19 protein-coding genes are annotated in these 22791 nt (G+C 67.3%); 9 read left to right on the forward strand and 10 right to left on the reverse strand.

Features of this window, described 5'->3' with window-relative positions; all coding sequences use genetic code 11:
- Positions 1-144: 144 nt before the first annotated feature.
- Together HTUR_RS07145 and HTUR_RS07150 are read left to right on the forward strand one after the other, a co-directional pair.
- On the forward strand, positions 145-1743 hold the full coding sequence (locus tag HTUR_RS07145) for an ABC transporter substrate-binding protein (protein ID WP_012942647.1): 1599 nt from the start codon (positions 145-147) through the stop codon (positions 1741-1743).
- Positions 1740-3080, forward strand: a complete 1341-nt coding sequence (locus HTUR_RS07150) for an APC family permease (RefSeq protein WP_012942648.1) — start codon at positions 1740-1742, stop codon at positions 3078-3080. Before HTUR_RS07145 ends, HTUR_RS07150 begins: the two co-directional genes overlap by 4 nt.
- A 12-nt stretch (positions 3081-3092) precedes the next feature.
- On the opposite strand, the gene HTUR_RS07155 is transcribed toward HTUR_RS07150, so the two are convergent.
- From HTUR_RS07155 to HTUR_RS07165, 3 genes are all read right to left on the reverse strand, one after another.
- A complete protein-coding gene (locus HTUR_RS07155; RefSeq protein WP_012942649.1) occupies positions 3093-5576 on the reverse strand; it encodes a DNA topoisomerase I in 2484 nt (827 codons plus the stop codon).
- A gap of 219 nt (positions 5577-5795) precedes the next feature.
- Complete coding sequence (locus HTUR_RS07160) at positions 5796-6701, reverse strand: FkbM family methyltransferase (protein ID WP_012942650.1); 906 nt, start codon at positions 6699-6701, stop codon at positions 5796-5798.
- 245 nt (positions 6702-6946) lie between these two features.
- Positions 6947-10786, reverse strand: coding sequence for a glycoside hydrolase family 97 catalytic domain-containing protein (locus tag HTUR_RS07165; protein WP_049941650.1), 3840 nt, complete (start codon positions 10784-10786; stop codon positions 6947-6949).
- A gap of 229 nt (positions 10787-11015) precedes the next feature.
- Here HTUR_RS07165 and HTUR_RS07170 point away from each other — a divergent pair, with 229 nt between their 5' ends.
- Positions 11016-12476, forward strand: coding sequence for an MATE family efflux transporter (locus HTUR_RS07170; RefSeq protein WP_049941651.1), 1461 nt, complete (start codon positions 11016-11018; stop codon positions 12474-12476).
- 414 nt (positions 12477-12890) lie between these two features.
- Positions 12891-13823, forward strand: coding sequence for a sulfide-dependent adenosine diphosphate thiazole synthase (locus HTUR_RS07175; protein ID WP_012942653.1), 933 nt, complete (start codon positions 12891-12893; stop codon positions 13821-13823).
- On the opposite strand, the gene HTUR_RS27300 is transcribed toward HTUR_RS07175, so the two are convergent.
- A complete protein-coding gene (locus HTUR_RS27300) occupies positions 13820-14008 on the reverse strand; it encodes a hypothetical protein (RefSeq protein ID WP_187291476.1) in 189 nt (62 codons plus the stop codon). The genes HTUR_RS07175 and HTUR_RS27300 overlap by 4 nt on opposite strands.
- A gap of 102 nt (positions 14009-14110) precedes the next feature.
- On the opposite strand from HTUR_RS27300, the gene HTUR_RS07185 reads away from it, so the two are divergent.
- Together HTUR_RS07185 and HTUR_RS07190 are read left to right on the forward strand one after the other, a co-directional pair.
- A complete protein-coding gene (locus HTUR_RS07185) occupies positions 14111-14884 on the forward strand; it encodes a DUF7001 family protein (RefSeq protein WP_012942655.1) in 774 nt (257 codons plus the stop codon).
- A gap of 90 nt (positions 14885-14974) precedes the next feature.
- Complete coding sequence (locus tag HTUR_RS07190; RefSeq protein WP_012942656.1) at positions 14975-15385, forward strand: acyl-CoA thioesterase; 411 nt, start codon at positions 14975-14977, stop codon at positions 15383-15385.
- A gap of 41 nt (positions 15386-15426) precedes the next feature.
- Here HTUR_RS07190 and HTUR_RS07195 read toward each other — a convergent pair whose 3' ends face one another.
- The 5 genes from HTUR_RS07195 to dcd form a co-directional block, all read right to left on the reverse strand.
- Positions 15427-16251 carry an ABC transporter permease gene (locus HTUR_RS07195; protein WP_012942657.1) on the reverse strand — a complete coding sequence of 275 codons (825 nt, stop codon included), beginning with the start codon at positions 16249-16251 and terminating at the stop codon, positions 15427-15429.
- Positions 16248-16916 carry an ABC transporter ATP-binding protein gene (locus tag HTUR_RS07200; protein ID WP_012942658.1) on the reverse strand — a complete coding sequence of 223 codons (669 nt, stop codon included), beginning with the start codon at positions 16914-16916 and terminating at the stop codon, positions 16248-16250. Before HTUR_RS07200 ends, HTUR_RS07195 begins: the two co-directional genes overlap by 4 nt.
- Before the next feature lie 72 nt (positions 16917-16988).
- Positions 16989-17702, reverse strand: coding sequence for a class I SAM-dependent methyltransferase (locus tag HTUR_RS07205; protein ID WP_012942659.1), 714 nt, complete (start codon positions 17700-17702; stop codon positions 16989-16991).
- A gap of 1 nt (position 17703) precedes the next feature.
- Entirely contained in the window at positions 17704-18603 is a 900-nt protein-coding gene (locus HTUR_RS07210; RefSeq protein ID WP_012942660.1) for a thiamine-phosphate synthase family protein, read from the reverse strand.
- 391 nt (positions 18604-18994) lie between these two features.
- The gene (gene dcd / locus HTUR_RS07215) at positions 18995-19594 is read right to left on the reverse strand and encodes a dCTP deaminase (protein WP_008896724.1); all 600 of its coding nucleotides are present in this window, start codon (positions 19592-19594) and stop codon (positions 18995-18997) included.
- 164 nt (positions 19595-19758) lie between these two features.
- Between dcd and HTUR_RS07220 the strand changes: the two genes are divergently transcribed.
- Positions 19759-20574 (forward strand): hypothetical protein, encoded by an 816-nt coding sequence (locus HTUR_RS07220; protein WP_012942661.1) that lies wholly within the window; start codon positions 19759-19761, stop codon positions 20572-20574.
- 44 nt (positions 20575-20618) lie between these two features.
- Positions 20619-20957: a peptidyl-tRNA hydrolase Pth2 gene (pth2, locus tag HTUR_RS07225; protein WP_012942662.1), complete on the forward strand. Its 339-nt coding sequence runs from the start codon at positions 20619-20621 to the stop codon at positions 20955-20957.
- Positions 20958-21033: 76 nt separating this feature from the next.
- Here pth2 and HTUR_RS07230 read toward each other — a convergent pair whose 3' ends face one another.
- Complete coding sequence (locus HTUR_RS07230) at positions 21034-21279, reverse strand: hypothetical protein (RefSeq protein ID WP_012942663.1); 246 nt, start codon at positions 21277-21279, stop codon at positions 21034-21036.
- 135 nt (positions 21280-21414) lie between these two features.
- Between HTUR_RS07230 and truD the strand changes: the two genes are divergently transcribed.
- A complete protein-coding gene (gene truD / locus HTUR_RS07235) occupies positions 21415-22779 on the forward strand; it encodes a tRNA pseudouridine(13) synthase TruD (protein WP_012942664.1) in 1365 nt (454 codons plus the stop codon).
- Positions 22780-22791 lie beyond the last annotated feature (12 nt).

Raw genomic sequence — 22791 nt, forward strand, 5'->3', positions numbered from 1 at the left:
GATCGCGCGGTTGGCCCGCCGAACGCGTCCCATCAGATGCAGGCAGACCGCACTCGTTGGTCGTCACGGTAGACTCGACAGTGGCCGAGTACGTGGCGACGGCTCGGTGAATGGGTGCGACCATGGTATCGACGTAACCGACTTATGATGGCTGATCAGAGGGACAAGCGAACGCACAGAACGACGCGACGCGACCTGCTCGTCGCTCTCGGCGGTGCGAGCACGGCAGCGCTGGCGGGCTGTTCGACGACGCTGGGAACGGACTCGGGCTCGACGCTCCGCGTCGGAACGCTCCGTCCGCCGCTCTCGCTCGATCCGATCACCGCGCGGGCGATCGGCTCGGAGCAGGCGATCGATCGGATTTTCGAGGGGCTCTACGGCTACGGCGAGGGAACCGATATCGTTCCCGCGATCGCGGCCGGCGAGCCGGAAATCGCCGACAACGATCGAGAAGTCGTCGTCGAACTCGACGACGGCGCGCGATTTCAGAACGACCGAGCGGTGACCGCCGAGGACGTGGTCTACTCCTACACCGCGCCGCTCGAGGAGGACGCGCCGACGGAATGGCTGGCGAGCCCGTTCGACTCGGTCGAGTCCGACGGCGAGCACACCGTTCGGTTCACGCTGGCGGAGCCGTACCCGGCGCTCGAGCACGCGCTGACACATCCGATCGTGCCCCGACAGGAGCGCGAGGACGACAGGGAGGCGTTCGCCACGAACCCGATCGGCGCCGGCCCGTTCGAGGTCGCGTCGTTCAGCGCGGAGAAGAAGACCACGCTCCGTCGCTGGGACGACTACTGGGGCGAGACTCCACCCGCGATCGATCGGTTCACGATGGTCTACGTCGAGTTCCCGGTGACTCAGCTGACCAGCCTCCGGACGAATCGCAACGATCTGATCGAGCCGGTCTCACCGCTGATCGTCGATCACGTCAGCGACGTCGCGAACGCGTCGGTGAAGCGCCAGCAGGGATACACGTCGTTTTACTTCGGCTTCAACTGCAACGAGGGGCCGACGACCGACCCCCGAGTGCGAGAGGCGATCAGCTACTGCATCGACCTCGAGAAGGCGGTCTCCGAGTTCGTCGAGCCGATGGGCCAGCGTCAGTACAGCCCGCTGCCGCCGCAGGTCGCCGAGGAGTGGAACATGCCGACCGACGAGTGGGCCGAACTCGCGAACGAGCAGAACCCCGAACGCGCCCGTGACCTCTTTCGCGAGGCCGACGCGGCCAGCGGTCAGCTTCGCATCCTGACCTCGACGGATCCGAAACACAAAGAGTTCGGCGAGGCGCTCGCCGGCGGCCTCCGGGATGCCAGCCACGGCGCGCTCACCATCTCGACGTCCGAAACGAAATTCCTCGAGCGGCACGTCACCGGCTCCGAGCGCGACTACTCGGTGTTCGTCGGGGAGATCACGGGGACGCCCGATCCGGACACCCATCTCTACCCGACGTTCCACGAGAACATGACCGGCGTGACGAACGGGACCTTCTACCGCGAGGACGCGGTCATGGAACGGCTCGCGTCGGCGCGAACGACGACGGATCGCGAGCAGCGGCGCGATCTCTACGAGACGGCGATCACCCGATTGCTCGAGGATCGCGTCTGCCTGCCGATCTGCTCGTTCGAGAACAGCTTCGCCGTGGATGCGGGCGTCGAGAACTTTCGCGTCCACCCGATCGCGCGGGTCAATCCCCGGCTCGTGTGGGAGGACGGCGTCGTGACAGTGGGGTCGGAATCATGAGCGACGACGGAGACGACGGGGGCGGAGACGACGGATTCGGCGTCGGAACGGCCGTCGCGCTGGGCGTCGGCGGTATCGTTGGCGGCGGCATCTACGCGGCGATCGGTATCGTCGTGGCCGCCGCGGGGATCCTGACCTGGTTCGCCTACAGTCTCGCGACCGTCGTCGTCCTCTGCTGTGCCTACTCGTACGTCAAGCTCAACGACGCGACCGACAGCAACGGCGGCTCGGTCACATACATCGAGGAACTGACCGGTAGATCGACGACCGCGGGTGTCGTCGGCTGGACGCTCGTCGTCGGCTACATCGGGACGATGGCGATGTACGCCTACGCGTTCGGGATGTACGGCCAGATGCTGATCGGCTTCGAGTACGTCTGGGGGCTTCCGATCCGGCAGTTCCTCTCGGTCGGGATTCTCGCGATCTTCATCGGACTGAACCTCCTCGGCGCGGGATCGTCGGCGGCGGTCGAGCGGTATCTCGTGTTCGTCCAGGCGGGGATCATCGCCGTCTTCGGACTGATCGGCCTGTGGTACGGCGCGGCGAACTTTCAGCTGCGGACCGGCTTCGCCGAACTCGGACTCAATCCCGTAATCGCTGCCTCGGTCGGCTTCGTCTCCTTCGAGGGCTGGCAGCTGCTGTTCTACGATCAGGAGCAGTTCGACGATCCGGACGAGACACTCGCGAAGGGCGTGTTCATCTCGATCCCGATCGCGGCCGCGATCTACATCCTCGTCGGATTCGTGATCACGACCCTCCTACCCGAAGAGGTGATCGCCGCCCAGCCCGAACCGGCGCTGCTCTACGGCGGTCTGCTGATCTCGAAGTGGCTCGCGCTGGCGGTCGGACTCGCCGGGCTCATCTCGACCGCCAGCGCGATCAACTCGACGCTGTTCAGCGAGGCTATCTTCGCCAAGAACCTGATCGGCGACGACATCCTCCCCCACGAGATGGGCGATCCGGACGCCGACGCCGCACCGAAGCGGACCGTGATCGTCATCGGCGTCCTGACGGCCGCCTTCGCCGTCCTCGGGAGCCTCGAGGCCGTCGTCGAGTTCGCCTCGCTGGCCTTTATCGTCGTCTTCGGCACGATGTGTGCGCTGGCGCTGACGGTGCGCGATTCCGACGACGTCGACGTCAATCCGATTCCGCCGCTGCTCGGCGCGATCGGTTCGGCCGCCTTCTTCGTCATGCTGACGTGGTACCTCTACTCACAGCTCCCGGCGGTCTTCTGGCTGGTCGTCGTCATCGCAGTTGCGGTCTTCACGGTCGAGGCGCTGTACTTCAAGCGGGAGACGCTCTCGGAAGGAGTTCGAACGGTCGAAAAACGGATCTGAAGCCAGTTCGGACTACGCCTTCGCCTGCCAGGTTCGGACTCGATCGGCGCTGACGCCGTCGACGTCCTCGGCGACCGCGTCCGGATCGGCCTCGGTCAGATCGTCCAGGCTCTCGATGCCCGCGTCCGCGAGTTTCTCGACGGTCTTGGCGCCGACGCCGTCCAGCGCCTCGAGGTCGGAGCCGGAGTCGCTCTCGCGGGCCTGAAACTCCTGGTAGTTGCAGATCGGACAGCCCAGTTCCCAGGGGTCGTCGCCGCTGTGGACGACCAGTTCGGGCAGGCCGTGTTCGTCGCAGCGCTCGTCGGTGACCTCGATCTCGCCGCGCCGGGGCAGCGGCAGCGAGTACTCGCAGTCGGGGTAGCGCGTACAGCCCACCAGCCGAGAACCGCTCTGGAGGGTCTTGACGGCGAGTTCGCCGTCGTGTTCGTCTCCGCATTCGGGACAGGTTCCCAGCACGGGCCCTTCGCCGGCGTCTTCGGCCTTACAGAGCGGACAGCCGTGGACGAACGTCTGCCGCCCGGCGAGCATCTTGACCTCGTTCAAACCGTGGTCCTCGCACTCGCTCTCGAGGATGAGCGGCTTGCCCGTCGAGGGCAGCGGAAGGGTGTTCTCGCAGTCCGGATAGCCGTCGCAGCCGACGAAGTAGGAGCCGTGGCGGCTGCGCCGGACGAGCAGGTCCTCGCCGCACTCGGGGCAGGGACCCAGCCGCTTGTCGTCCTTGAGCGACTTGCGGAGGTGGTCACCGATCTCGTCGCGCGAGTCGGCGAGGTTCGCGAAGATCTCTTCTAGCATCTCGCGGGACTCGTCGGTGACGTCGTCCAGCGTCGCCTCGCCGCTGGCGATGGCGTCCATGTCCTGCTCTAGCTGGGCCGTCATCTCCTCGCTGACGACGCGGTCGGCGTAGTTCTCGGCCGCGTCGACGACGGCCATCGCGAGCTTGGTCGGCCGCGGCGGGTCGCTCTCGATGTAGCCCCGGTCGTACAGTTTCTCGAGGGTGTTGTGTCGGGTCGACTTCGTCCCGATCCCCATGTCCTCCATGGTCTCGATGAGCCGCGACTGGCCGTAGCGTCGGGGCGGCTGGGTCTCCTTCTCCTCGAGTTCGACGTCGGTCAGCGCGAGCTCCTCGCCCTCGGTGACGTCGGGGACGTAGTTCTCGGACGTGCTGAAGTAGGGGTAGACGTCGTGGTAGCCGGGCTCGACGAGTCGCTTGCCGTTGGACTTCATGCGGTAGTCGTCGACCTCGGTGACAACCTTGAGGTGTTCCCAGACGGCGGCGTCGGCGACGGTCGCGTAGAACCGACGGACGACGAGTTCGTACACCTCCCACTCGTCGTCGCTCACGTCGCCGCCGCGGCTCGGGATTTCGCCGGTCGGGTGGATCGGCGGGTGGTCGGTCGTCTCCTCGTCGCCCTCGGTGGGAACGATCTCGTCGGCCTCGAGCAGCGACTCGGCGGACTCGCCGAGCGTCGGATGGCTGACGAAGTCGTCGAGCAGTTCCTCGGGATCCAGATCGTCGGGGTAGACGGTGTTGTCGGTCCGCGGGTATGTGATGTAGCCGGCGGTGTAGAGATCCTCGGCGATCGACATCGCCCGCTTGGCGGAGTAGCCGATAGCGCCGGCCGCGCGGATGAACTGGGTAGTGTTGAACGGCTCGGGCGGCGTGTCCGTCCGCGTCCGGCGGTTGACGTCGACGACGGTCGCGCTATCGCGCTCGGCGAGGGTCTCGTAGACCTCGTCGGCGACGGCCTCCTCCCAGACGCGCTCGGCCTCGTTGTCGTCCTCGTCGCGGTAGAAGTACTGGGCCTCGAACGTGGTGTCTTCCTTGGTTAAGTCGCCGAACAGCTCCCAGTAGGTCTCGGGATCGAAGGCCTGAATCTCGCGCTCGCGGTCGACGATCAGCTTCAGCGTCGGCGACTGCACTCGCCCGACGGAGATGAAGTCGTTGCCGAGCTGACCCGCCGACAGCGAGAGGAAGCGGGTCAGGGCGGCGCCCCAGACGAGGTCGATGATCTGGCGGGCCTCGCCCGCGGCCGCCAGATCGAAGTCGAGGTCGTCCGGGTCGTCGAAGGCGCTCTGGACCTCGTTTTCCGTGATCGAAGAGAACCGAACGCGGCGGATAGGGACCTCCTCGTCGACGTCGCGGACGATGTCGTAGGCCTCCTTGCCGATGAGTTCGCCCTCGCGGTCGTAGTCGGTCGCGATGGTGACGCGGGTGGCCTTTCGCGCGAGGATGCGCAGCGTCGCGACGATGTTCTCCTTCGTCGCCGTCTTCTCGACGCTCGCGTCGATGAGTTCGACGGGTTCGACGTCGCGCCAGTCCGAGTACTCGTCCGGGAAGTCGACGCCGACGACGTGGCCCGACAGCCCCACGCAACGCTTGCCGCCCCACTCGTAGACGTTGACGCCGTTTTCGCGACTCGAGTCGTAGGTCCCGCCGCTCAGAATGTCGGCGATCCGTCGCGCGGCGTTGTCCTTCTCCGTGATTATCAGCTCCACGACGGGTCACCTCCTCGAGCGATCGGTTCCGGTACGGACGGGCGAGTGTCCTGCATCGTCGCTCGCTACGACCGAGGATCTGATAACGCTTTCGCCGAAAAACGACCGACAGCGCGGGTGTGCGTGCGGTGTGCGCGGTCGTGCGGTCGCGCGTGTGCGAGGACCACTTGTGTCCCCTTCGTGATCGAGCGGACGCCGATCACGGTGGCGAGGCTGCGGTCACGACGGCCGCGCTCCGTCGTCGTCCCGACCGAGCAGTCGCGAGACGTGTCCCGACGGTCCCGTCGCGGCCCGCGCGGCCACGAGGATCGGGTTTCGGTTCGATCGATGCCGACCGAGATACTCGCGCGTGACCGAGAAGCCGAATTCGGTCAGTATCGCCTCGAGTTCGTCGGTGTTCTCGTGAGGTTCGACGTAGACGCGGCGCGGGGCGCCGTTCGACAGCGTCGACTCGAGGCCCGCGAGCACCGCCGGGCCGGCGCCCTCGGCGTCGATCTTCAGCACGGTCGGTTCGGGCAGCGTTCCGTCGTCGACGAGGGTATCGCCGCGACGGACCGGTACCGTCACCGTGTCGACGATGTCCGCGGACTCGCGACGGTCGGGGGCCAGCGTGTGCTCCTGCGAGCCGGGTTCGTCGTCGTAGCGCACTGCCAGTTCGGTCGTTTCGTCGGCGTTGCCGAGCGCGAACGGGACGACAGTCGCGTCGACGTCGTTCCGGCGAAGGTTCCGTTTCAACAGGTCCACCGTCGGCGGATACGGCTCGAACGAGACGACGGCACCGTCACCTGCGAGCCGCGACCCGACGAGACAGCTGTAGGTGCCGGCGTTGGCGCCGACGTCCCAGAACACGTCGTCCGGGCGGACGTGCTCGAGGAGGTCCCGATAGATCGGCCGTTCGACCGTCCCCGCGACGCTCAGAACGCCGAGGGCCGACCGCGTCGGCACGGCGAACGTCGTCGTTTCGCCGCCGATTCGGAGCGTTTTCTCGCCGCCGTTGAGCGTCCGGTAGCCCGCCCAGAGTCCCCACTCGAGGAGTTCGTTGATCCCCGTCGCGTGGGCCGCTCGCTTGACCGGCCCCCTGTAAACCGTCTGGAAAAGCCGTTCGATGGAGTCGATCGCCGCCATAACCGACTCACGCGGTCGCGATCCATAAGCGATAACCACGAATAGTACGCGTCAGTCGCACGCAATGACGGTCGTCAGTCGGTGACGGTTCAACGAAAAATGGGATGGGTGGAACTAGGTCAACCCGAGTGTGATCGTCGCCTCGAGTATTCGTCGGTGGGCCAAATCCGGGCTCGGACACCCGACCGAGTTTGGGCCCGTCCGGGCCGATCACCGACGACGGCTACCGACGCGCGAGCGAGCGATCACAGCGGGACGAACGGGAGCGTCGCCAGCGAGTCCGCGTCGTACGCGAGCGCGTCGGACTGATCGACGCCCGGTGGCGTCAGGTGGTCGATGATCCGCGGGGCGTTCTCGATCGCGTCTTCGCGTGCGCCGCCGAAAACGTAGCCCTCGGCCTCGACGTCGACGGCACGGAACGTCCCGCGGTCCTCGGAGCCGACCACGGGGACGACCTCGGCGTTCGCGATGTCCACGCTGAGCGTGCCTTTCTCGACGGAGAGGATGGCCGTGTCGCTCTCGAAGTCGACGACGGTCGTCGGCGATCCGAGGCTGGTACCGGCCGCGTCGACGACGCTCGAGCCGAAGCCGCTGGCGGCGACGCGGTAGTGCCAGGGCTCTTCGAAGGCGGCGGTGACCTCGAGGTCGCCGAGTTCCGTCGTTCGGCCGCCGTCCCGGGACGGATCCCGGAGATAGACCGCGAAGTAGTGGGGCGAGAACTCCCCGCCGAAGGTGTCGTAGAGCTCCTCTACTTCGAAGACGAACCGATACGCGTCGTCGGCCTCGTAGACGGCGAACGAGCGCAGGTCGAACGCCCCGTCCCGGAAGTCGTCGCTGGTCGGGTAGGTGTACTCGCCGGGACCGTGGTCGTCGCCGGCCGGATCGTCGAACTCGGCGACGAGGTCGCCGGGGGCGACGGTGACCGTTTCGGACGCGAGGACGGTCCCATCGTCCGGGTCGCGCAGGACGACGTCGTACGTGCCGATCGACGTGATCGCGTAGCCGAGCTCGACGGTCTCGTCGGTCGCTCCGGGCGAGAGCCGGACGTTGTCGACGGTCTCGCGCTCGCCGTCGATCTCGATCGCGACCGTCGTCCCGCCGACGAAATCGCCGTCGTTCGAGCCGGTGGCCGCGATGAACGGCTCGCCGAGTCCCGCCTGATCGTCGATCTCGTAGCGCACGTCCTGGGTAGGGCGCTCGTAGGTCGGGAGTCTCTTGCGCTCCGTCCCCGTCGCGGGGCGGAGCCGGATCGCGGTCCCGCCGCTGCGGGCCATCGAGGCGAGGACCGTCGCGCTCGGATCGACGACGGCTTCGTCGATCCTGACGGCCTCGGGATCGGACTCGTAGCCGCCGCCGAGGCCGTCCGAGTAGATCTCGGCGACGTACTTGGGTTCCTTGGGGCCATTACCGTGCCCTTTCGATCCCATGCCGCGCCCCTGACAGCCCGAATTCCCCGGAGCGAGGAACTCGAGCGGCACGTCGACCGCGCGGCCGCCCTCGTCGGTCATCGCGCCGACGTACCACTCTTCGCCCTTTCGGCGGGCGGTGACGACGTAGTCGCCGATCTCGCTATCGACGACGTTCGTCTCGTCCCAGCCGGCCGCGGGAACCGACTCGATGAACTCGAAGGCGGGTTTCGCGTCGAAGTTCTCGTTCTCGGGCGTGTAGCCCTCGTACTCGGCCGGCATCGGGGACCGATCGCCGGGTTCGGTGATCCCGATCGTGTTGAGGTTGAAGCCGCCGACGTCGCCCTCGAATTCCTCGCCGTCGTCGTACTGCAGTTCGATCGCGACCTCGTTGTCGCCGTCCTCGAGGTCGATCTCCGTCGTGAAGACCTCCCACTGGTCCCAGTAGTCTGTGAAGTCTGGGTTGATGGTCGTCGTCTCGCCGTTGACGCGCAGCGTCGCCTGAGTTTCGCCGGCCTCGACGACTCGCTGGGCGTTGTCTTCGGGCGCCGCCGCGTATCGGAGATGGAGTTCGTGTGTCCCCGCGTCGGCGTCTTCGACGATGAAGGAGACCGACGATCCCGACGGAACGCGATTGGGGTCGACCGCGACGTAGTTCGTGCCGAAGGCGTTTCGCCACTCGTCCAGCGTGACGAAGCCGTCGATGTCGCCCGAGGCGGCCTGCAGACACTCACCGACCGCGAGGGTCTCGTCGACGTAGGCCTCGACGCGGTCGGCGACCATCTGCAGCCCGCTCAGGTAGTTCGGGTAGAGGGCGAGTTGCTTCGCCCGCGTCGTCTGGATCTGTCCGCCTCGATCGTCGTTGAACGTGATGTCGAAGATGCCCGGCTGGTAGCTGACCGGACCGGCCAGGTTCCGGGTGAACGGCAGCGTGACGTGGTGATCCGGAGCGACGTCCGCGCTCAACTGCTCGAAGCCGTCGTACTCCTGGGCTTTCACGACCTCGCGGTTGGCCACGTTGGGGTAGGTCCGGATCTCTCCGGTCGGCTTGATCCCCTCGTGGATCTCGAGCAGCTGGCGATTGGCCGCGGCGGCTTCGATGACCAGCCGGTGGTGGTTGACCGCCAGCTGATTGTGCTGGTTGTGCGTCGGCTCGGCGCCGTCGCCCTCGATGCCCAGCCCCTCGTCGGAGACGTAGCCGTTCTTGATCGAGTGAATGCCGACGTCCTCGTACTGCCGGAAGATGTCGTCGTTCAGGAACTGGTCCTCGTAGTGGGGCAGCGCGCCCGCGGTCTCGTTGTGGATCGTCATCTCCACGCCGGACTCGAGCGAGCGCCCGAAGTCGGTCACCTCGCGGACGTCGAAGTCCGGATAGGAGTCGTCAACGCCGAACTCGAGGCCCGTGCCGTCGCCGGGGTAGGTGTCCCAGCCCTCGTTCCACCCTTCGACGAGGACGCTGTCGATGCCGTTCTCCGCCGCGAAGTTCATGTACCGCTTCATCCGCTCGGTCCGGGCGCCGTGGACGTATCCCGCCGCGTCCTCGGGACTGTCGAACGAGTCGTCCGGCCGGTACTCCCAGTTGGCGGAGCCCGCGATCATCGTCCACCAGATGCCGACGTACTTTCGCGGCTCGATCCAGTCGGTGTCCGGCTCGCCGTCGACGGTCGGCATGGCCGACTCCTCGAGTTCGGCGCTCAACAGCGGAATCAGCTCCGACTCGATCAGGTCGCCCGGTCGGCGGCCGATCTGAATCGTCCGCCACGGCGTCGCGTTCGGGAGCGAAAGCGACGCCTTCGTCCCGTCCGGTAGCGGCGTGAGTTCCGTGACGAGCTCCGTTCCGCCCTCGTCCGATCGCGGCGCGAGCGTCGCGGCCGCGTAGTCCTCGAGGTCCGCCTCGTGGACGCTCAGGTAGACGTCGCCGTCGCCGGCCTCGACCGTCAGCGGCGTGTGCGCGCCGTTTCGCATCGGCGTCCCCGTGGGTCGAGTCTCCCGCGAGCTGCCGGGAATCTCGCTGAGCGGCGTCTCCTCGTACTCCTGTTCGAACCGGGGGTTGGTGACTTCGTTTCGGATCCACCAGGCGGTGTCATCGTCGGCGAACGCGAACGCGGTGTTCTCCGACGTGACGACGGCCCGTCCGCTGTTGCTCGCGAAACTGTCGCCGAACACGACTCGGAGACCGACCCCGTCGTCGAAGACGCGGACCTCGAGGTTCGCCGACCGGCCCGGTTCGGCCGTCTCCTCGAGTCCGATGATCAGCGCGTTGTACTCGGCGCTCACGCGGTCGTACGAGCCCCAGACGGGCTCCCAGACCTCCGTTTCCGACGCGCGCTCGCTTCCGGTGACCGCGACCTCGGAACCGGTCGTGCCGTCCGCGCTCGCTCCGAACGACGGCTGGTTCCGGAAGTCGAATCCGACGGTCGACGGCTCGAGATAGGTTGTGCCGTCGACCGCCACCGCGTAGCGGGGGGTCCCGTCGGAGACGTCGACGGTCATCTCGACGGTGCCGTCCGGCGAACTGACGCGCTGGACGGCGTCGTCGTCGCCGTTCGAGACTCGCGCCGCCGCGCGTTCGGGGACGGCTCGCGTGTACGCTGCCGCGGCTAGCATCGCCGATACGCCCCCGAGGAACCGGCGCCGACTCGCGTGTGAGCACGGCTGTTGTAACATTTCATCACGCATTCCAGGTAGTGCCTGTCATACCCTCGCACATAAATGTGATGGATGTTCACAACTGCTGTACTCCTCGTTTCGGTTCGCGAACTCTAGCGGTCGGGACTCGAGTGTGGGCTCACCGCGAAGCGGCAATCCGCTCGCGGGGGCGAGCCCTTTTCACTCGAGTCGGCGACTCTCGAACGAGAGGCGACACGTGGCAGAGACTGACTCGCAATCTGATCGCAAGCGCGTCGACATGACGACGGGGCCGATTCCCCCGAAACTGACGCGGCTCGCGTGGCCGCTGGTGCTGGGGAACCTGCTCCAGACCGTCTACAACCTCGCCGATATGTTCTGGGTCGGTCGCGTGAGCAGCGAGGCCGTCGCCGCCGTCTCCCTGATGTTCCCGCTGTCGTGGCTGTTCGTCTCGACGGCGATGGGGATCACCGCGGCGACCATCGCGCTGGTCTCTCAGTACGTCGGCGCCGGCGACGACCGGACGGCCGACCGCGTGGTCGCTCAGACCGTTCTGCTGACGCTGGCGGTCTCGGCGATCCTCGCCACCGTCGGCCTCCTCTTCCGGCGGCCCCTGCTGACGCTGATCGGCGCCCGCGGGACGGTGTTCGCCGACGCGCTGGCGTACATCGAGGTCATCTTCCTCGCCTTACCGTTGACGTTCCTCTTCTTCGCGTTCCGGTCGTCGCTGCAGGGCGCCGGCGACACGAAGACGGCGATGTGGCTCGTCGTCGTCTCGGCGGGGATCAACGTCGTCCTCGACCCGTTCCTCATCCTCGGCTGGGGGCCGTTCCCCGCGTGGGGGACCCGCGGCGCCGGCGTCGCGACGTTCGTCTCCCGCGGGTTCGCCGCGCTCGCCGGCATCTACATCCTGCTCGACGGGCGCTTCGGCGTGCGCCTGCGGCCGCGGGACCTCGCGCCCGACTCGAGCGTCCTGAAGCAACTCGTCGACGTCGGCTACCCGTCGACGATCGACGGCTGGGCGCGCAGTTTCGCCTCGGTCGCGATGGCCGGACTGGTCGCCCGCTTCGGCGCGACGCCGACGGCGGCCTACGGGATCGGCGTCCGGCTGATGTCCGTGACGTGGGCGGTCGCCGGCGCCGTCGGCAACGCGACCGCGACCGGCGTCGGCCAGAATCTCGGCGCGGAGACGCCCGAGCGAGCGGCGGCCGTCGCTCGGACCGCGACCGCGGGGACGATGGTCCTGATCGGCGCCGTCGCGGGAGTCCTGATCGCGTTTCCGGCCCAGGCGATGCGGATCTTCGTCGCCGACCCCGACGTGATCGCCGAGGGCGTCGTCTTCTTGCGCATTATGGCGCCGTTCTGGACCCTCTTCGCGGGCGTCATGGTCGTCCAGGGCGCCTTCCGCGGCGCCGGGAACACGCGGGAAGCGATGGTCCTCTCCTTCCTCTCGCGGTGGATCTTCCGGGTCCCCGTCGCGCTCGTGCTGGCGTTCGCGTGGACGGTGACCGTTCCCGGTCTCGGCCTCGAGATCGCCGGCCTCGGCTGGGGCGTCGAAGGCATCTGGTGGGCGTACTCGTTCGGGATGGTCGCCTCGTTCGTCGTCGCCATCGTCTGGTTCCGGCTGGGAACGTGGCGCGAGGGCGTCATCGACGACGCGGGCGACGAGGGGCCGGTCGACACGCCGACTCGAGACGAATCGGCGACGGGCGAGAGTGACACGGACCCGACGGACGATTGAGTTCCTCGCACCCTGTATCGCACGCATCTCCCGTTGCTGGAAGAGACCAGTCTCATCAGATACGACAGGGAACGAGATTTCGTCACGGTCACGGACCGAATAGACCAGTGTGTGCGCCACTTAGAGACGATCCGGAGCGCGGAACCTCGAGAGATACCGGCCGAGTGAAGTACCCATCCGCTTACTTCGAGGAAGTCTGGACAGCCCGTAAACGGCACGAGAACGGCAACTGAGAGGAAAGAACGACTATCCTACGTAACCCTCCCTAGTCGTCAGCATTCGGATGAATAGAGGCGACGGCAGATACTATCATCACGGTTAATTACTGACATATGCCCGTAACACGTCTGATAACTGAATATCCGTGGCTCATCACGATAGACTTTTCACCACGCGGTGCTACCACCAAGTTGTATGAGCGAATTCGAGCAGTTCAGTCAGGTGGGAGAGGCCGACGTTACCCGCGCGATCGGACAGGAGTGGACCGAGGAGTTCATGGACTTCTCGGACAGCGACGTCATCATCGTGGGCGGCGGGCCCTCGGGACTGACGGCCGCGAAGGAACTCTCCGAGCGCGGCGTCAAGACGATGGTCGTCGAGAAGAACAACTACCTCGGGGGCGGCTTCTGGCTCGGCGGCTTCCTGATGAACAAGGTCACCGTCCGCGACCCCGCCCAGCAGATCCTCGACGAGCTCGACGTCTCGCACAAACAGTCCGAGGACAGCGAGGGGCTCTACATCGCCAACGGCCCCGAGGCCTGTTCCGGCCTCATCAAGGCCGCCTGCGACGCCGGCGCGAAGATGCAGAACATGACGGAGTTCACGGACATCGTCATCCGCGAGGACCACAAGGTCTCGGGGATCGTCATGAACTGGACGCCGGTCCACGCGCTGCCCCGCGAGATCACCTGCGTCGACCCGATCGCCGTCGAGGCCGACCTAGTCATCGACGCGACGGGCCACGACGCGATGGCCGTCAAGAAACTCGACGAGCGCGGCGTCCTCGACGCCCCCGGTATCGCCGACGCGAAGGAATCGGCGACGGGCATGGACCAGACCGACGACGACACGTACGGTGCGCCCGGCCACGACTCGCCAGGACACGACTCCATGTGGGTCGGCAAGTCCGAGGACGCCGTCGTCGAGCACACCGGCCTCGTCCACGACGGCCTGATCGCGACGGGGATGGCCACCGCGACGACCTACGGACTCCCGCGCATGGGCCCGACCTTCGGCGCCATGCTCGTCTCCGGCAAGCGCGCCGCCCAGGTCGCGCTCGACGAACTCGAGGTCGACGCCGAACCGGTCGACATCACCTCGCGCGCGGCGACGCCGGCCGACGACTAACCGCCCCTGCGAATATCGTATTTTTCGGCCGTATCGACGCTTGCCCAGTCGTTGGTCCAGCCGTCGTCGGATAGGGATTCTTCGCAGTACTCGCCGACGTCTCTCTCGGCCAGGAGCCGCGTCCCGCACGACGGGCAGTTGGTTTTCGATTTCGGCGCCGCGTCGCCGTCTCCGTCGCCCTTCATCCGCCAGCGCTGGAGCGATCGCCCCATCACTCTCGTTCACTCGAGCCCACACGTTCGCCGTCGATCGCAACTGTTTCACTCCATGGTACAACTAGGTTGTATATGGTCGATACTGTCGTCTGCTATCGCGCTCCCTCGACCGTCGCCGACGTCGACGCGATCGGCGACTGGCTCGAGGCTCGCATCGACGCCTCGGTCTCGGTCCGCGACCGATTCCTCGACGTCCACCGAACGGACAACCTCGCCGAGCGGTTCGCCGAGGCGCGAGTTCCCTCGCCGTACGACCGCAAGACCGGCAACACGATGCTCGGAACCATCCGCTACGAGGAACGGGCCCTCGAGCACCCCGAGCGCGAGGGCGGCGTCCTCTACGACGGCGCGCAGGTCCAACGGGCGCTCAACAGCGCGCTCCCGGCGGCCGAACGGGACCTCGAGACGCTCCACGTCGCGATTCTGGACCGCGCGATCGGCACGTGGGGCGACCACGACGGCCGCTGGCACAAGCGCGTCAACGTCCTCGGCCAGCCGGCGTTGATCTCGGTTCCCGGGCTCTACGAGGCTCCCGCGAAGCCGGAAGAATACTACAAGGAAAAGCAGCGCCACGCGCTGCTATCGGGCGACGCGCCGCCCCGCGAGGTTCTCGAGAACCAGGTCGAGGGCGAGTTCCTGATCGAGGACGACCCGCGAACGACGGACGCGCTGAAGGGGTACGTCCTGCAGGCGTACCACTACCTCGAGACGGGCGAGGCCTTCTGCGCCCAGGAGGGCTGTCGCCTCTACAACGCCCACTACCACGAGGACCTGATCGAGGCACAGTTACGCGAGCCGGCGTTCTGTACGGCACACGCCCGCCTGTACGAGCAGCGGGAGGCGTGAGCGGCGGTTCCGCTATGACGCGCGAGAGCGCCGCTCGGAATTGCCAGAACCGCAGTCCTCTTTTGTGACAGCCGACTTCGAAAACGTACAATGAGTGCTCCGTTTACCGTCTCGGTTCCCGTCCGGTATCGCGATCTCGATCCGCTTGATCACGTCAATCACGCCGTCTTCGCGACCTACCTCGAGATCGCGCGCACCGACTATCTGGAATCGGTCGTCGACATCGCCGCCGAGGAGATCTCCTTCGTCATCGCGAATCTCGAGATCGACTACGAGCGGCCGATCGTCAAAGGCGACGAGCCCGAGGTCTCCCTCCGCGTCTCCCGGCTCGGCGACTCGAGTTGCACGATGACCTACGAGATCCGCGTCGGCGACGACGTCGCCGCGACCGCGGAGACGACCATGGTCTATATCGACCCTGAGACGAAACGACCCGCGCCGTTCCCCGACGAGATCCGCGAGCCGATCGCGGCGTACGAGGGCCTCGAGACGATGGCCTGAGGCCGCCTTCGCGGTCGATATTTCCCGTTCGTCACTGAGACCTACGCGTCGATCGCCTCGAGGACCGTCTCGTCCAGTTGTTTCGCGTCGGTGAACACGTACCGACTGACCAGCAGCGTGCTCGCCGTGCTCGTCAGGCCGGCGGCGGCGAACAGCATGAGCATGATGACGAACTGGTACTGCGCGGCGTAGATCGGATTCTCGCCGGCGATAATCATCCCGGACATCAGGCCGGGGATCGAGACGATGCCCAGACTCTTAATCTTGTCCAGCACCGGGATGAGCGCGCCGTAGACGCTCGTGGAGACGTACTCGCTCACGACGCGCTCCGGCGGCGCGCCGACGCTCAGGACGGCCTCGATCTCGGCGCGGTTCGACGCGAGTTCGCCCGTAAATCGATCGAGTGCGAGCGAGTTCGTCTTCATCGCCATTGCGATCACCATGCTGCCGATGACGATCAGGTCTCGCATCGTCCGCTCGATCGCGCCGGCCAGCGCCATCGAAGCGATGACGACGCCGGCTCCGAAGCCGATCGCTACCAGCGAGGCCCGGAACGCGCCCGGAATCGCCCGCCCTCGTTTGTGCGATATCCGCGCCGCCGCACAGACCATGAACGCCAGCACGACGCCGGCCCACGCGAGGTGGGCCGCCAGCAGAATCCCGATCACCGCGCCGGCCGCGAGGATCTGGACGAGCCCCCGCCCCGCCGTCGTGACGATCTCGCGGCCGAAGCCGAGGTCCCGCAGGTACGTGACGGCCAGCACGACCGCGGCGAGGCCGACCGCGATGGCGATCTGCAGGAATCCGGTCAGCACCACGGGCTCGCTCGCGTACTCGAGGAACGTCGCGAGCGCGTCCTCGCTCATCGCATCACCTCCTGTGGCGTCCCGACCGCCGTGACGCGTCCGTCCTCGAACGCGACGATCCGATCCCCCAGCCGACGAGCCTGATCGGTATCGTGAGTGACGACGACGCAGGTGAGATCGTCCTCCCGGATCAGTTCCGCGAGCAGCCCTTCGATCCGCGCCTCGGTCTCGGAATCGAGGTGGGCGGTCGGTTCGTCGAGCAGCACGACCTCGGGATCGACGTACAGCGTTCGGGTGACCGCCACCCGCTGGCGCTCGCCGCCGGAGAGGTCGTCGACCCGTTCGTCGCGATAGCCGTCCAGTCCGACACGCTCGAGGAGCCGATCGATACGCCGGTCGTCGACGGGCTCGTCGCGCAGTCGGTCACCGATCCCGACGTTGTCAGCGACCGTGCCGGACTGCAACGCGGGCGCCTGCGGGACGAACCCGACACGGCGCCGTAACCGCAGCGGATCGATCTCGCGGTAGTCGCGACCGTCGAGATACACCGTCCCTGCAGTGGGCTCGTCGAGTCGATTGAGCAACCGCAGAAACGACGACTTGCCGGCGCCGGACGGGCCGACGACCGCCGTCACCTCGGCGGTGGGGACGCGGACGGAGACCGAATCGACGATCCGCTCACCGTCGACGACCCGCGTGAGGTTCTCGGTCTCGAGTTTCGCCATTCTAGCCGACGTACGGTCGCTGGATACAAGTGCTACTCGAGGTCGCGGCGGCTACCGCCCGACGGCCGTCCGTCACTCGAGTTTCCCGCCGGTCAGTCGCACGACGCCGAAGACGTGGCGCTCGTCGGCGACGGCCGTCGACCGCTCGCGGAGGCGCGCGTGAGCCGCCCGGATCTTCTCGTCCAGTCTGCGGTGTGGGTCGTCCTCGTAGCGCAGTTTCGTCGTCGGTGGCGTCGAGAGCACGACGATCGCTCGGAAGACCGCGTTGACCGGCGGCGCGTACCACTCGCGGCTCGAGGCGGCGTTGGCGAGGACGACGCGGCCGCCGGGACCGACGAGGTCGCACCAGTCGTCGACCGCGCCCGCGGGATCGGCGAGCATGCCGACGACGAACGTCGCGAGGACGGCGTCGACGTCCGAATCAGCGGCCAGCGGCGGCTGCGTCGCGTCGCCCCGAACGACGTGGACGTTGTCGTACTCGGCCGTCAGCTCCCGGGCCCGCTCGAGCACCGGGCCAGTAAAATCGATCCCGACGACGGTCCCCTCGGAGCCGACCTGCTCGCGCAGATAGGGGAGGTTCGCGCCCGTTCCACAGCCCATCTCGACGACGGTGTCGCCGGGCTCGAGACGGCAGGCGGCGGCTCCGCGCCGTCGAAGCTTCGGAATGCCGGGTGTCCGGCGCGCGACGAGATCGTAGAGGTCGGCCCAGCGGCCGTAGAACTCCTGGGCGCTCTCCGCGTCGGCCTCCCGACGCAGCGTCCGGAGCCGCGAGCGCAGTCCCGCCATCTCAGAGCAGCGAGCGGACCGCGTCCGCGACCGATTCGGCGTCCGATCCCAGCACGTAGATCAGCGGTTCGATCCCCATGCCGCCGGTCTGGTAGAGCACCGTCGCCTCGGGCTCGTCCTCGATCGCGGCGCCCACGCTCGAGGCGACGTCGCTGGATTCGTCGAACTCGGCGGTCACGTGACCCTGTTCGGTGAGTTCGGCGAGGAGGTCCGGATCGTAGCGGATGTTGATCGCCGCCGACGCGTTCGCGCCGTGCTCGCGGGCGGCCAGCAGGACGCTCGCGACGTGTTCGGAGACGCCGAACTCGGGATCCGACGGCACCGTCGCCTGCCCCTTGACGTCGAAGATCCGGCCGGGGACGCCCGCGACGTCGTCGACGTCATCCGCGTCGGGCGTGCAGGCGACCAGATTGGAGCCGACCGCCGGGATCAGGGTCGCGAAGCCGCCCGCGTTCTCGAGGATGCGCAGTCCGCGACGCAGCGACGAGAGGACGCGTTCGCTGGTTCGCAGGTCGTTCTCGGGGTCGTGGACGCGGAAGCTCGCGCCGTGGTCGGCGAGTTCGGGAACGGCTTCCTCGTGGAGTTGGGCCAGGAGGTCGCCGCCGCTCTCGAGGTCGCGCACGAGGACTTCGATCTCGATCAGCGCCTGGACGGGCGTGACGTCGCCGGCCGCGAGCCCGTCGGCGAGTTCGGAGACGAGCGCCTCGACGCGCTCGTCGTCGGCGATACGTTCGTTGGTGGTGACGTCGCCGTGGGCGTACTTCGAGACGGCGCTCTGGCTGATGCCGAGAACGTCGGCGACCTCGCTCTGGGTGAGCCCGCGGTCGCGGAGCTCCCCGGCGAGCAGCGACCGGACCGTCGGGAGGAACTCGTCCACGACGATTTCTTCGACGAATTGCATTTGCGACCCCTATGTCCGCCGGCGGAATAACTTGTGGGTCACGAACCCGGTATGCGCCTGAGAGACACGGAGCGGACGCAGAACGGAGACCGGTCGATCGCGATGGCGCGCGCCGCGTCGCGACGAGCGGTAGCGAGGCGCTCACTCCGTTCGCGCCTCGGAATGCGAATAGCGCGGGACCGACGGGAGCCGTGAGCCAAGCGAGGCGCGGCGCAAAGCCGTGCGAGGATGAGCGAACGAGCCCGTGAGTGAGCGAATCGGCTGGGGAGGATGTGGCACTCCCCGGTGCCACGATAGCAGGGGCACTCGTGTTGATGACCGCAACGGTGCAACGAACGGGCCGTGCTCTATCGGTATCCCACAGAATTCAGAATTCAGTACCGAACCCGAACTACTCGCGCTCGAGTTGGTCGCCGCCGAACTCGTGGTCGCTCTGGATTCGGGAGGCCTGCGGGCCGTCCTGATCCTGATACTTCGAGCCGCGCTCGCTGCCGTACGGTCGCTCCGCCTCGGTCTTCAGTTCGGTGAACGTCAGCTGGGAGATCCGCATCCCGGGCGTGAGCGCGACGGGCGCGGTGCCGAGATTCGACAGCTCGAGGGTGATCTGCCCGCGGTAGCCGGGGTCGCACAGTCCCGCCGTCGCGTGGACGACCACGGCGAGGCGTCCCAGGGACGACCGGCCCTCGACGTGGGCGATCAGGTCCGGCGGGATCTCGACGCGCTCGTGGGTGGTCCCGAGCACGAAGTCGCCCGGATGCAGGATGAAATCGTCGCCGTCCTCGACGATGGTTTCGGTGACGTACTCGTCGACCTCCTGTTCGGAGTTCGGGTGAATACATGGGATGTTCGTCCGCTGGAACTCGAGGAACTCCCGGCCGAGTCGGAGGTCGATGCTCGCGGGCTGGATCTGCAGTTCGGGGTCGTCGAGAGGGTCGACGACGAGGTCGCCGGCCTCGAGTCGCTCGAGGATGTCCGCGTCGGAGAGGATCATATCGAGTAGGGGCGGCCCACGGGTTCCTAAATCACCCGATCCGATTCGGCGGCCCTCCGGACCGTGACGGAAATCCGAACATTCTGTGTTCAATTACACCTTCGAATACACTTTCCGGCTCGCGGCCCGAATCAATTAGTAGGTGGTACCCCGAACGGGTTCCTATGGAGGGGAAACAGGAGCGGTTCAACGGCGATGCACGGATCTTGCATCAGCGAGCGGTCAGAGTCCCGCTTCCCGACATGGAGGCCGAGCGTGTCTTTCACGAGAACATGCGAACCATCGCGGAGGCCCACGAGCGGAAGGCGGACCTGCTCGCCGATCCGGACGTCCCGTTGCTCACCGCCTACGAGGAGGAGTACGCACACGCCGCCGAGAGCTTCGAGCGGCGACTGAGACGGGTCGCGGGCGACGACTACGACGAGGTCGCGATGGCGTACTTCCGGGGTGACCGCGACGACCGGGTCGCGAAGATCGCCGCGTACTACGTCGAGGGGGGCTGGCGGGTCCAGCAGTGGGCCACCGTGACGGAGATGGTCTACGCCCCGCTGGTCCTCCGCTATCCGGACAGTTTCACGGTGAACGTTCGCTTCGCCAGCGGCTACACCACGCCGACGGCGATCTACTACGAGTCGCCGGAGCACTCCTCGGAGGAGTTGGCCGACGAACACGCCGAGACGTACTACGAGGAGAGCCAGTACACGCAGCGACAGGCGGCGGAGTACGTCCGGGGGACCGCGGACCTCATTCGGGAGGAGTTCCCGGATCCGGACGAGACTCCCCTCGAGGAACGCAAGTACGGCGGCGTAGCGTTGGCGGGAGGACGGCGGGGATCGGTCTTCTCGGAGCTCTCAAAGCGCGTCGCGCCCGACCCCGATCGGTTCTCCGAGTCGATTTCGAAACCGACGCTCGTCGACGCGGGGCCGGAGGCCCGGCGAACCGAGTGCGAGTTCGGCCTCGAGAGCGAGATCGTCCACTGATCGCGATAGTCAGGGATAAAGGCGTTCCCGTCCTCTCCTCGGCCATGAAACAGGCCATCGTCGCCCGCACGGACATCGGCATGGGACAGGGAAAACTCGCCGCGCAGGTCGCCCACGCGTCGCTGTCGGCCTACGAGAAAGCCGACACGCAGCTTCGCGACCAGTGGAAACAGGGCGGCCAGAAGAAGGTCGTCCTCAAGGGCGAGAGCGAGCGCCAACTCCACGAACTCGCCGCGATCGCCGACAGCGAGGGTATCCCCAACGCGATCGTGCGGGACGCGGGCCACACGCAACTCGAGCCCGGAACGGTCACGGCGCTGGCCGTCGGTCCGGCGGGAGACGACCGCGTCGACAGCGTCACGGGCGAACTCTCCCTGTTCTGAGACTCCGTCGAGCCGATCACCGACTCGGAGTCCGCGACGACGCCGACCGCAGTAGCGAGGGCTGAGCCGTTGCCCGTCAGGCCGCCAGCCAGAGCGCCGCCCCGACGAGTCCGCCGCCCACGACGATCGCGCCGATTCGCGCCGTCCGCGCCTCGAGCGGCCCGTCGATGCGCTCGAACGCGATGATGGTGATCGGAACGAGGCCGATTCCGAGCAGGAACCCGAATCTGGGCCAGTCGCCCGTCGCGAGCGCCACGAGCCCGATTCCGATCGCCAGGCCGGCCGATAGCTCGAGCGGCCGCCGGAGGTCGGCCGCGTCCATACGACTGCGTTCGGTCAACAGTCCAATAACTCGTTCGATCACCCGTCTCATCGCTCTCCGGTCGACTCGCTCGCGTTCCGCTCGAGGCGAGAACGAACCGATTTATCCCCGGCCGCCTAAGCGCCGCCATCCAGCATGCGCCCGGCACATCCCACGGAGCAGGCCGTCGGCATGGCACACTACGTCACCGATACCGACGGCGTCGGCGGCCGCCTTCGCGAGGACGACGATCACTTCCGCGTGCGCGAACGCGAGCGCTTCGACACCCAGCCCGTCGACGCGGCGACGGACGCCTACCCCTACCTCGTCGTTCGCGCGACGCTGTCGGGCTGGGACACCAACGACTTCGCCGGCCGGCTCTCGGACGCGCTCGGCGTCTCCCGCGAGCGGGTCAACTGGGCCGGGACGAAGGACAAGTACGCGGTCACCACGCAGCTGTTCTCGATCTACGGCGCCGACCCCGAGGACCTCCCCGAGGTCCGCGGCGCCGACATCGAGGTCGTCGGCCGGGCGGGCCGGTCGCTCGAGTTCGGTGACCTCGCGGGCAACGAGTTCGAACTGATCGTCAGCGACGCCGACGCCCCCGAGAATGCGACCGCCATCACCGAGGAGCTGCACGCGTTCGGTGGCCACGAGGAGAGTGATGCCGATGCTGCCGACGGCTCGAGCACCGCCGTCGGCGTCCCCAACTTCTTCGGCCAGCAGCGCTTCGGCAGCCGCCGCCCGGTCACCCACGAGGTCGGCCTCGAGATCGTCCGCGGCTCCTGGGAGGGGGCCGTGATGGCGTATCTCGGGAACCCCACCGACGCGGAGCCCGAGTCCACCCAGGAAGCCCGCAGATTTATCGAGGAGACCCGCGACTGGCAGGAGGCCCTCGAGCGCTTCCCGAATCGCCTGCGCTACGAGCGCTCGCTCTGTCACGGCCTCGCCGAGGTCGACGGCGACCCCGAACCCGACGACTTCCGCGCGGCCCTCGAGCGCCTGCCCTCCAACCTCCAGCGGCTGTTCGTCCACGCCGCCCAGTCGTACGCGTTCAACCTGATGCTCTCGGCGCGCCTCGAGCGCGGGCTGCCGTTCGACGAACCCGTCGCGGGCGACGTGGCCTGCTTCGCCGACACCGACGCCCCCGCGGGTCTCGAGTTGCCCGACACCGACCGCCTCCAGCGGGTCACCGACCGTCGCGTGCGCTCGGTCCGGCGTCACTGCGAGCGCGGCCGGGCGTTCGTCACGGCGCCGCTCGTGGGCACCGAGACGGAGCTCGCCGACGGCGAGCAGGGCGAGATCGAACGCGCCGTCCTCGACGACCTGGGCCTCGAGCCCGCCGACTTCGACCTCCCCGGCGAGTTCTACTCGAGTGGCACCCGGCGCGCGATCCTGGTGCGGACGACCATCGAACTCGAGACCGACCCCCTCACGCTCTCGTTCGCGCTGCCGAAGGGGTCGTACGCGACGGTCCTCCTTCGGGAGTACCTGAAGGTCGATCCGGTCGACCTGGGATGAAGCGGAGGTTTT

The sequence above is a fragment of the Haloterrigena turkmenica DSM 5511 genome (assembly GCF_000025325.1).
GTDB lineage: Archaea > Halobacteriota > Halobacteria > Halobacteriales > Natrialbaceae > Haloterrigena > Haloterrigena turkmenica.

Excerpts from the sequence above, each read along its gene's own strand:
- HTUR_RS07170 (WP_049941651.1), top strand. The coding sequence starts at position 11,016 with ATGACGACGGGGCCGATTCCCCCGAAACTGACGCGGCTCGCGTGGCCG.
- HTUR_RS07165 (WP_049941650.1), bottom strand. The coding sequence starts at position 10,786 with ATGCGTGATGAAATGTTACAACAGCCGTGCTCACACGCGAGTCGGCGC.
- HTUR_RS07210 (WP_012942660.1), bottom strand. The coding sequence starts at position 18,603 with ATGCAATTCGTCGAAGAAATCGTCGTGGACGAGTTCCTCCCGACGGTC.
- HTUR_RS07145 (WP_012942647.1), top strand. The coding sequence starts at position 145 with ATGATGGCTGATCAGAGGGACAAGCGAACGCACAGAACGACGCGACGC.
- pth2 (WP_012942662.1), top strand. The coding sequence starts at position 20,619 with ATGAAACAGGCCATCGTCGCCCGCACGGACATCGGCATGGGACAGGGA.
- HTUR_RS07190 (WP_012942656.1), top strand. The coding sequence starts at position 14,975 with ATGAGTGCTCCGTTTACCGTCTCGGTTCCCGTCCGGTATCGCGATCTC.
- HTUR_RS07175 (WP_012942653.1), top strand. The coding sequence starts at position 12,891 with ATGAGCGAATTCGAGCAGTTCAGTCAGGTGGGAGAGGCCGACGTTACC.
- HTUR_RS07220 (WP_012942661.1), top strand. The coding sequence starts at position 19,759 with ATGGAGGGGAAACAGGAGCGGTTCAACGGCGATGCACGGATCTTGCAT.
- HTUR_RS07195 (WP_012942657.1), bottom strand. The coding sequence starts at position 16,251 with ATGAGCGAGGACGCGCTCGCGACGTTCCTCGAGTACGCGAGCGAGCCC.
- HTUR_RS27300 (WP_187291476.1), bottom strand. The coding sequence starts at position 14,008 with ATGAAGGGCGACGGAGACGGCGACGCGGCGCCGAAATCGAAAACCAAC.
- dcd (WP_008896724.1), bottom strand. The coding sequence starts at position 19,594 with ATGATCCTCTCCGACGCGGACATCCTCGAGCGACTCGAGGCCGGCGAC.
- HTUR_RS07150 (WP_012942648.1), top strand. The coding sequence starts at position 1,740 with ATGAGCGACGACGGAGACGACGGGGGCGGAGACGACGGATTCGGCGTC.
- HTUR_RS07185 (WP_012942655.1), top strand. The coding sequence starts at position 14,111 with ATGGTCGATACTGTCGTCTGCTATCGCGCTCCCTCGACCGTCGCCGAC.
- HTUR_RS07160 (WP_012942650.1), bottom strand. The coding sequence starts at position 6,701 with ATGGCGGCGATCGACTCCATCGAACGGCTTTTCCAGACGGTTTACAGG.
- HTUR_RS07230 (WP_012942663.1), bottom strand. The coding sequence starts at position 21,279 with ATGGACGCGGCCGACCTCCGGCGGCCGCTCGAGCTATCGGCCGGCCTG.
- truD (WP_012942664.1), top strand. The coding sequence starts at position 21,415 with ATGCGCCCGGCACATCCCACGGAGCAGGCCGTCGGCATGGCACACTAC.
- HTUR_RS07205 (WP_012942659.1), bottom strand. The coding sequence starts at position 17,702 with ATGGCGGGACTGCGCTCGCGGCTCCGGACGCTGCGTCGGGAGGCCGAC.
- HTUR_RS07200 (WP_012942658.1), bottom strand. The coding sequence starts at position 16,916 with ATGGCGAAACTCGAGACCGAGAACCTCACGCGGGTCGTCGACGGTGAG.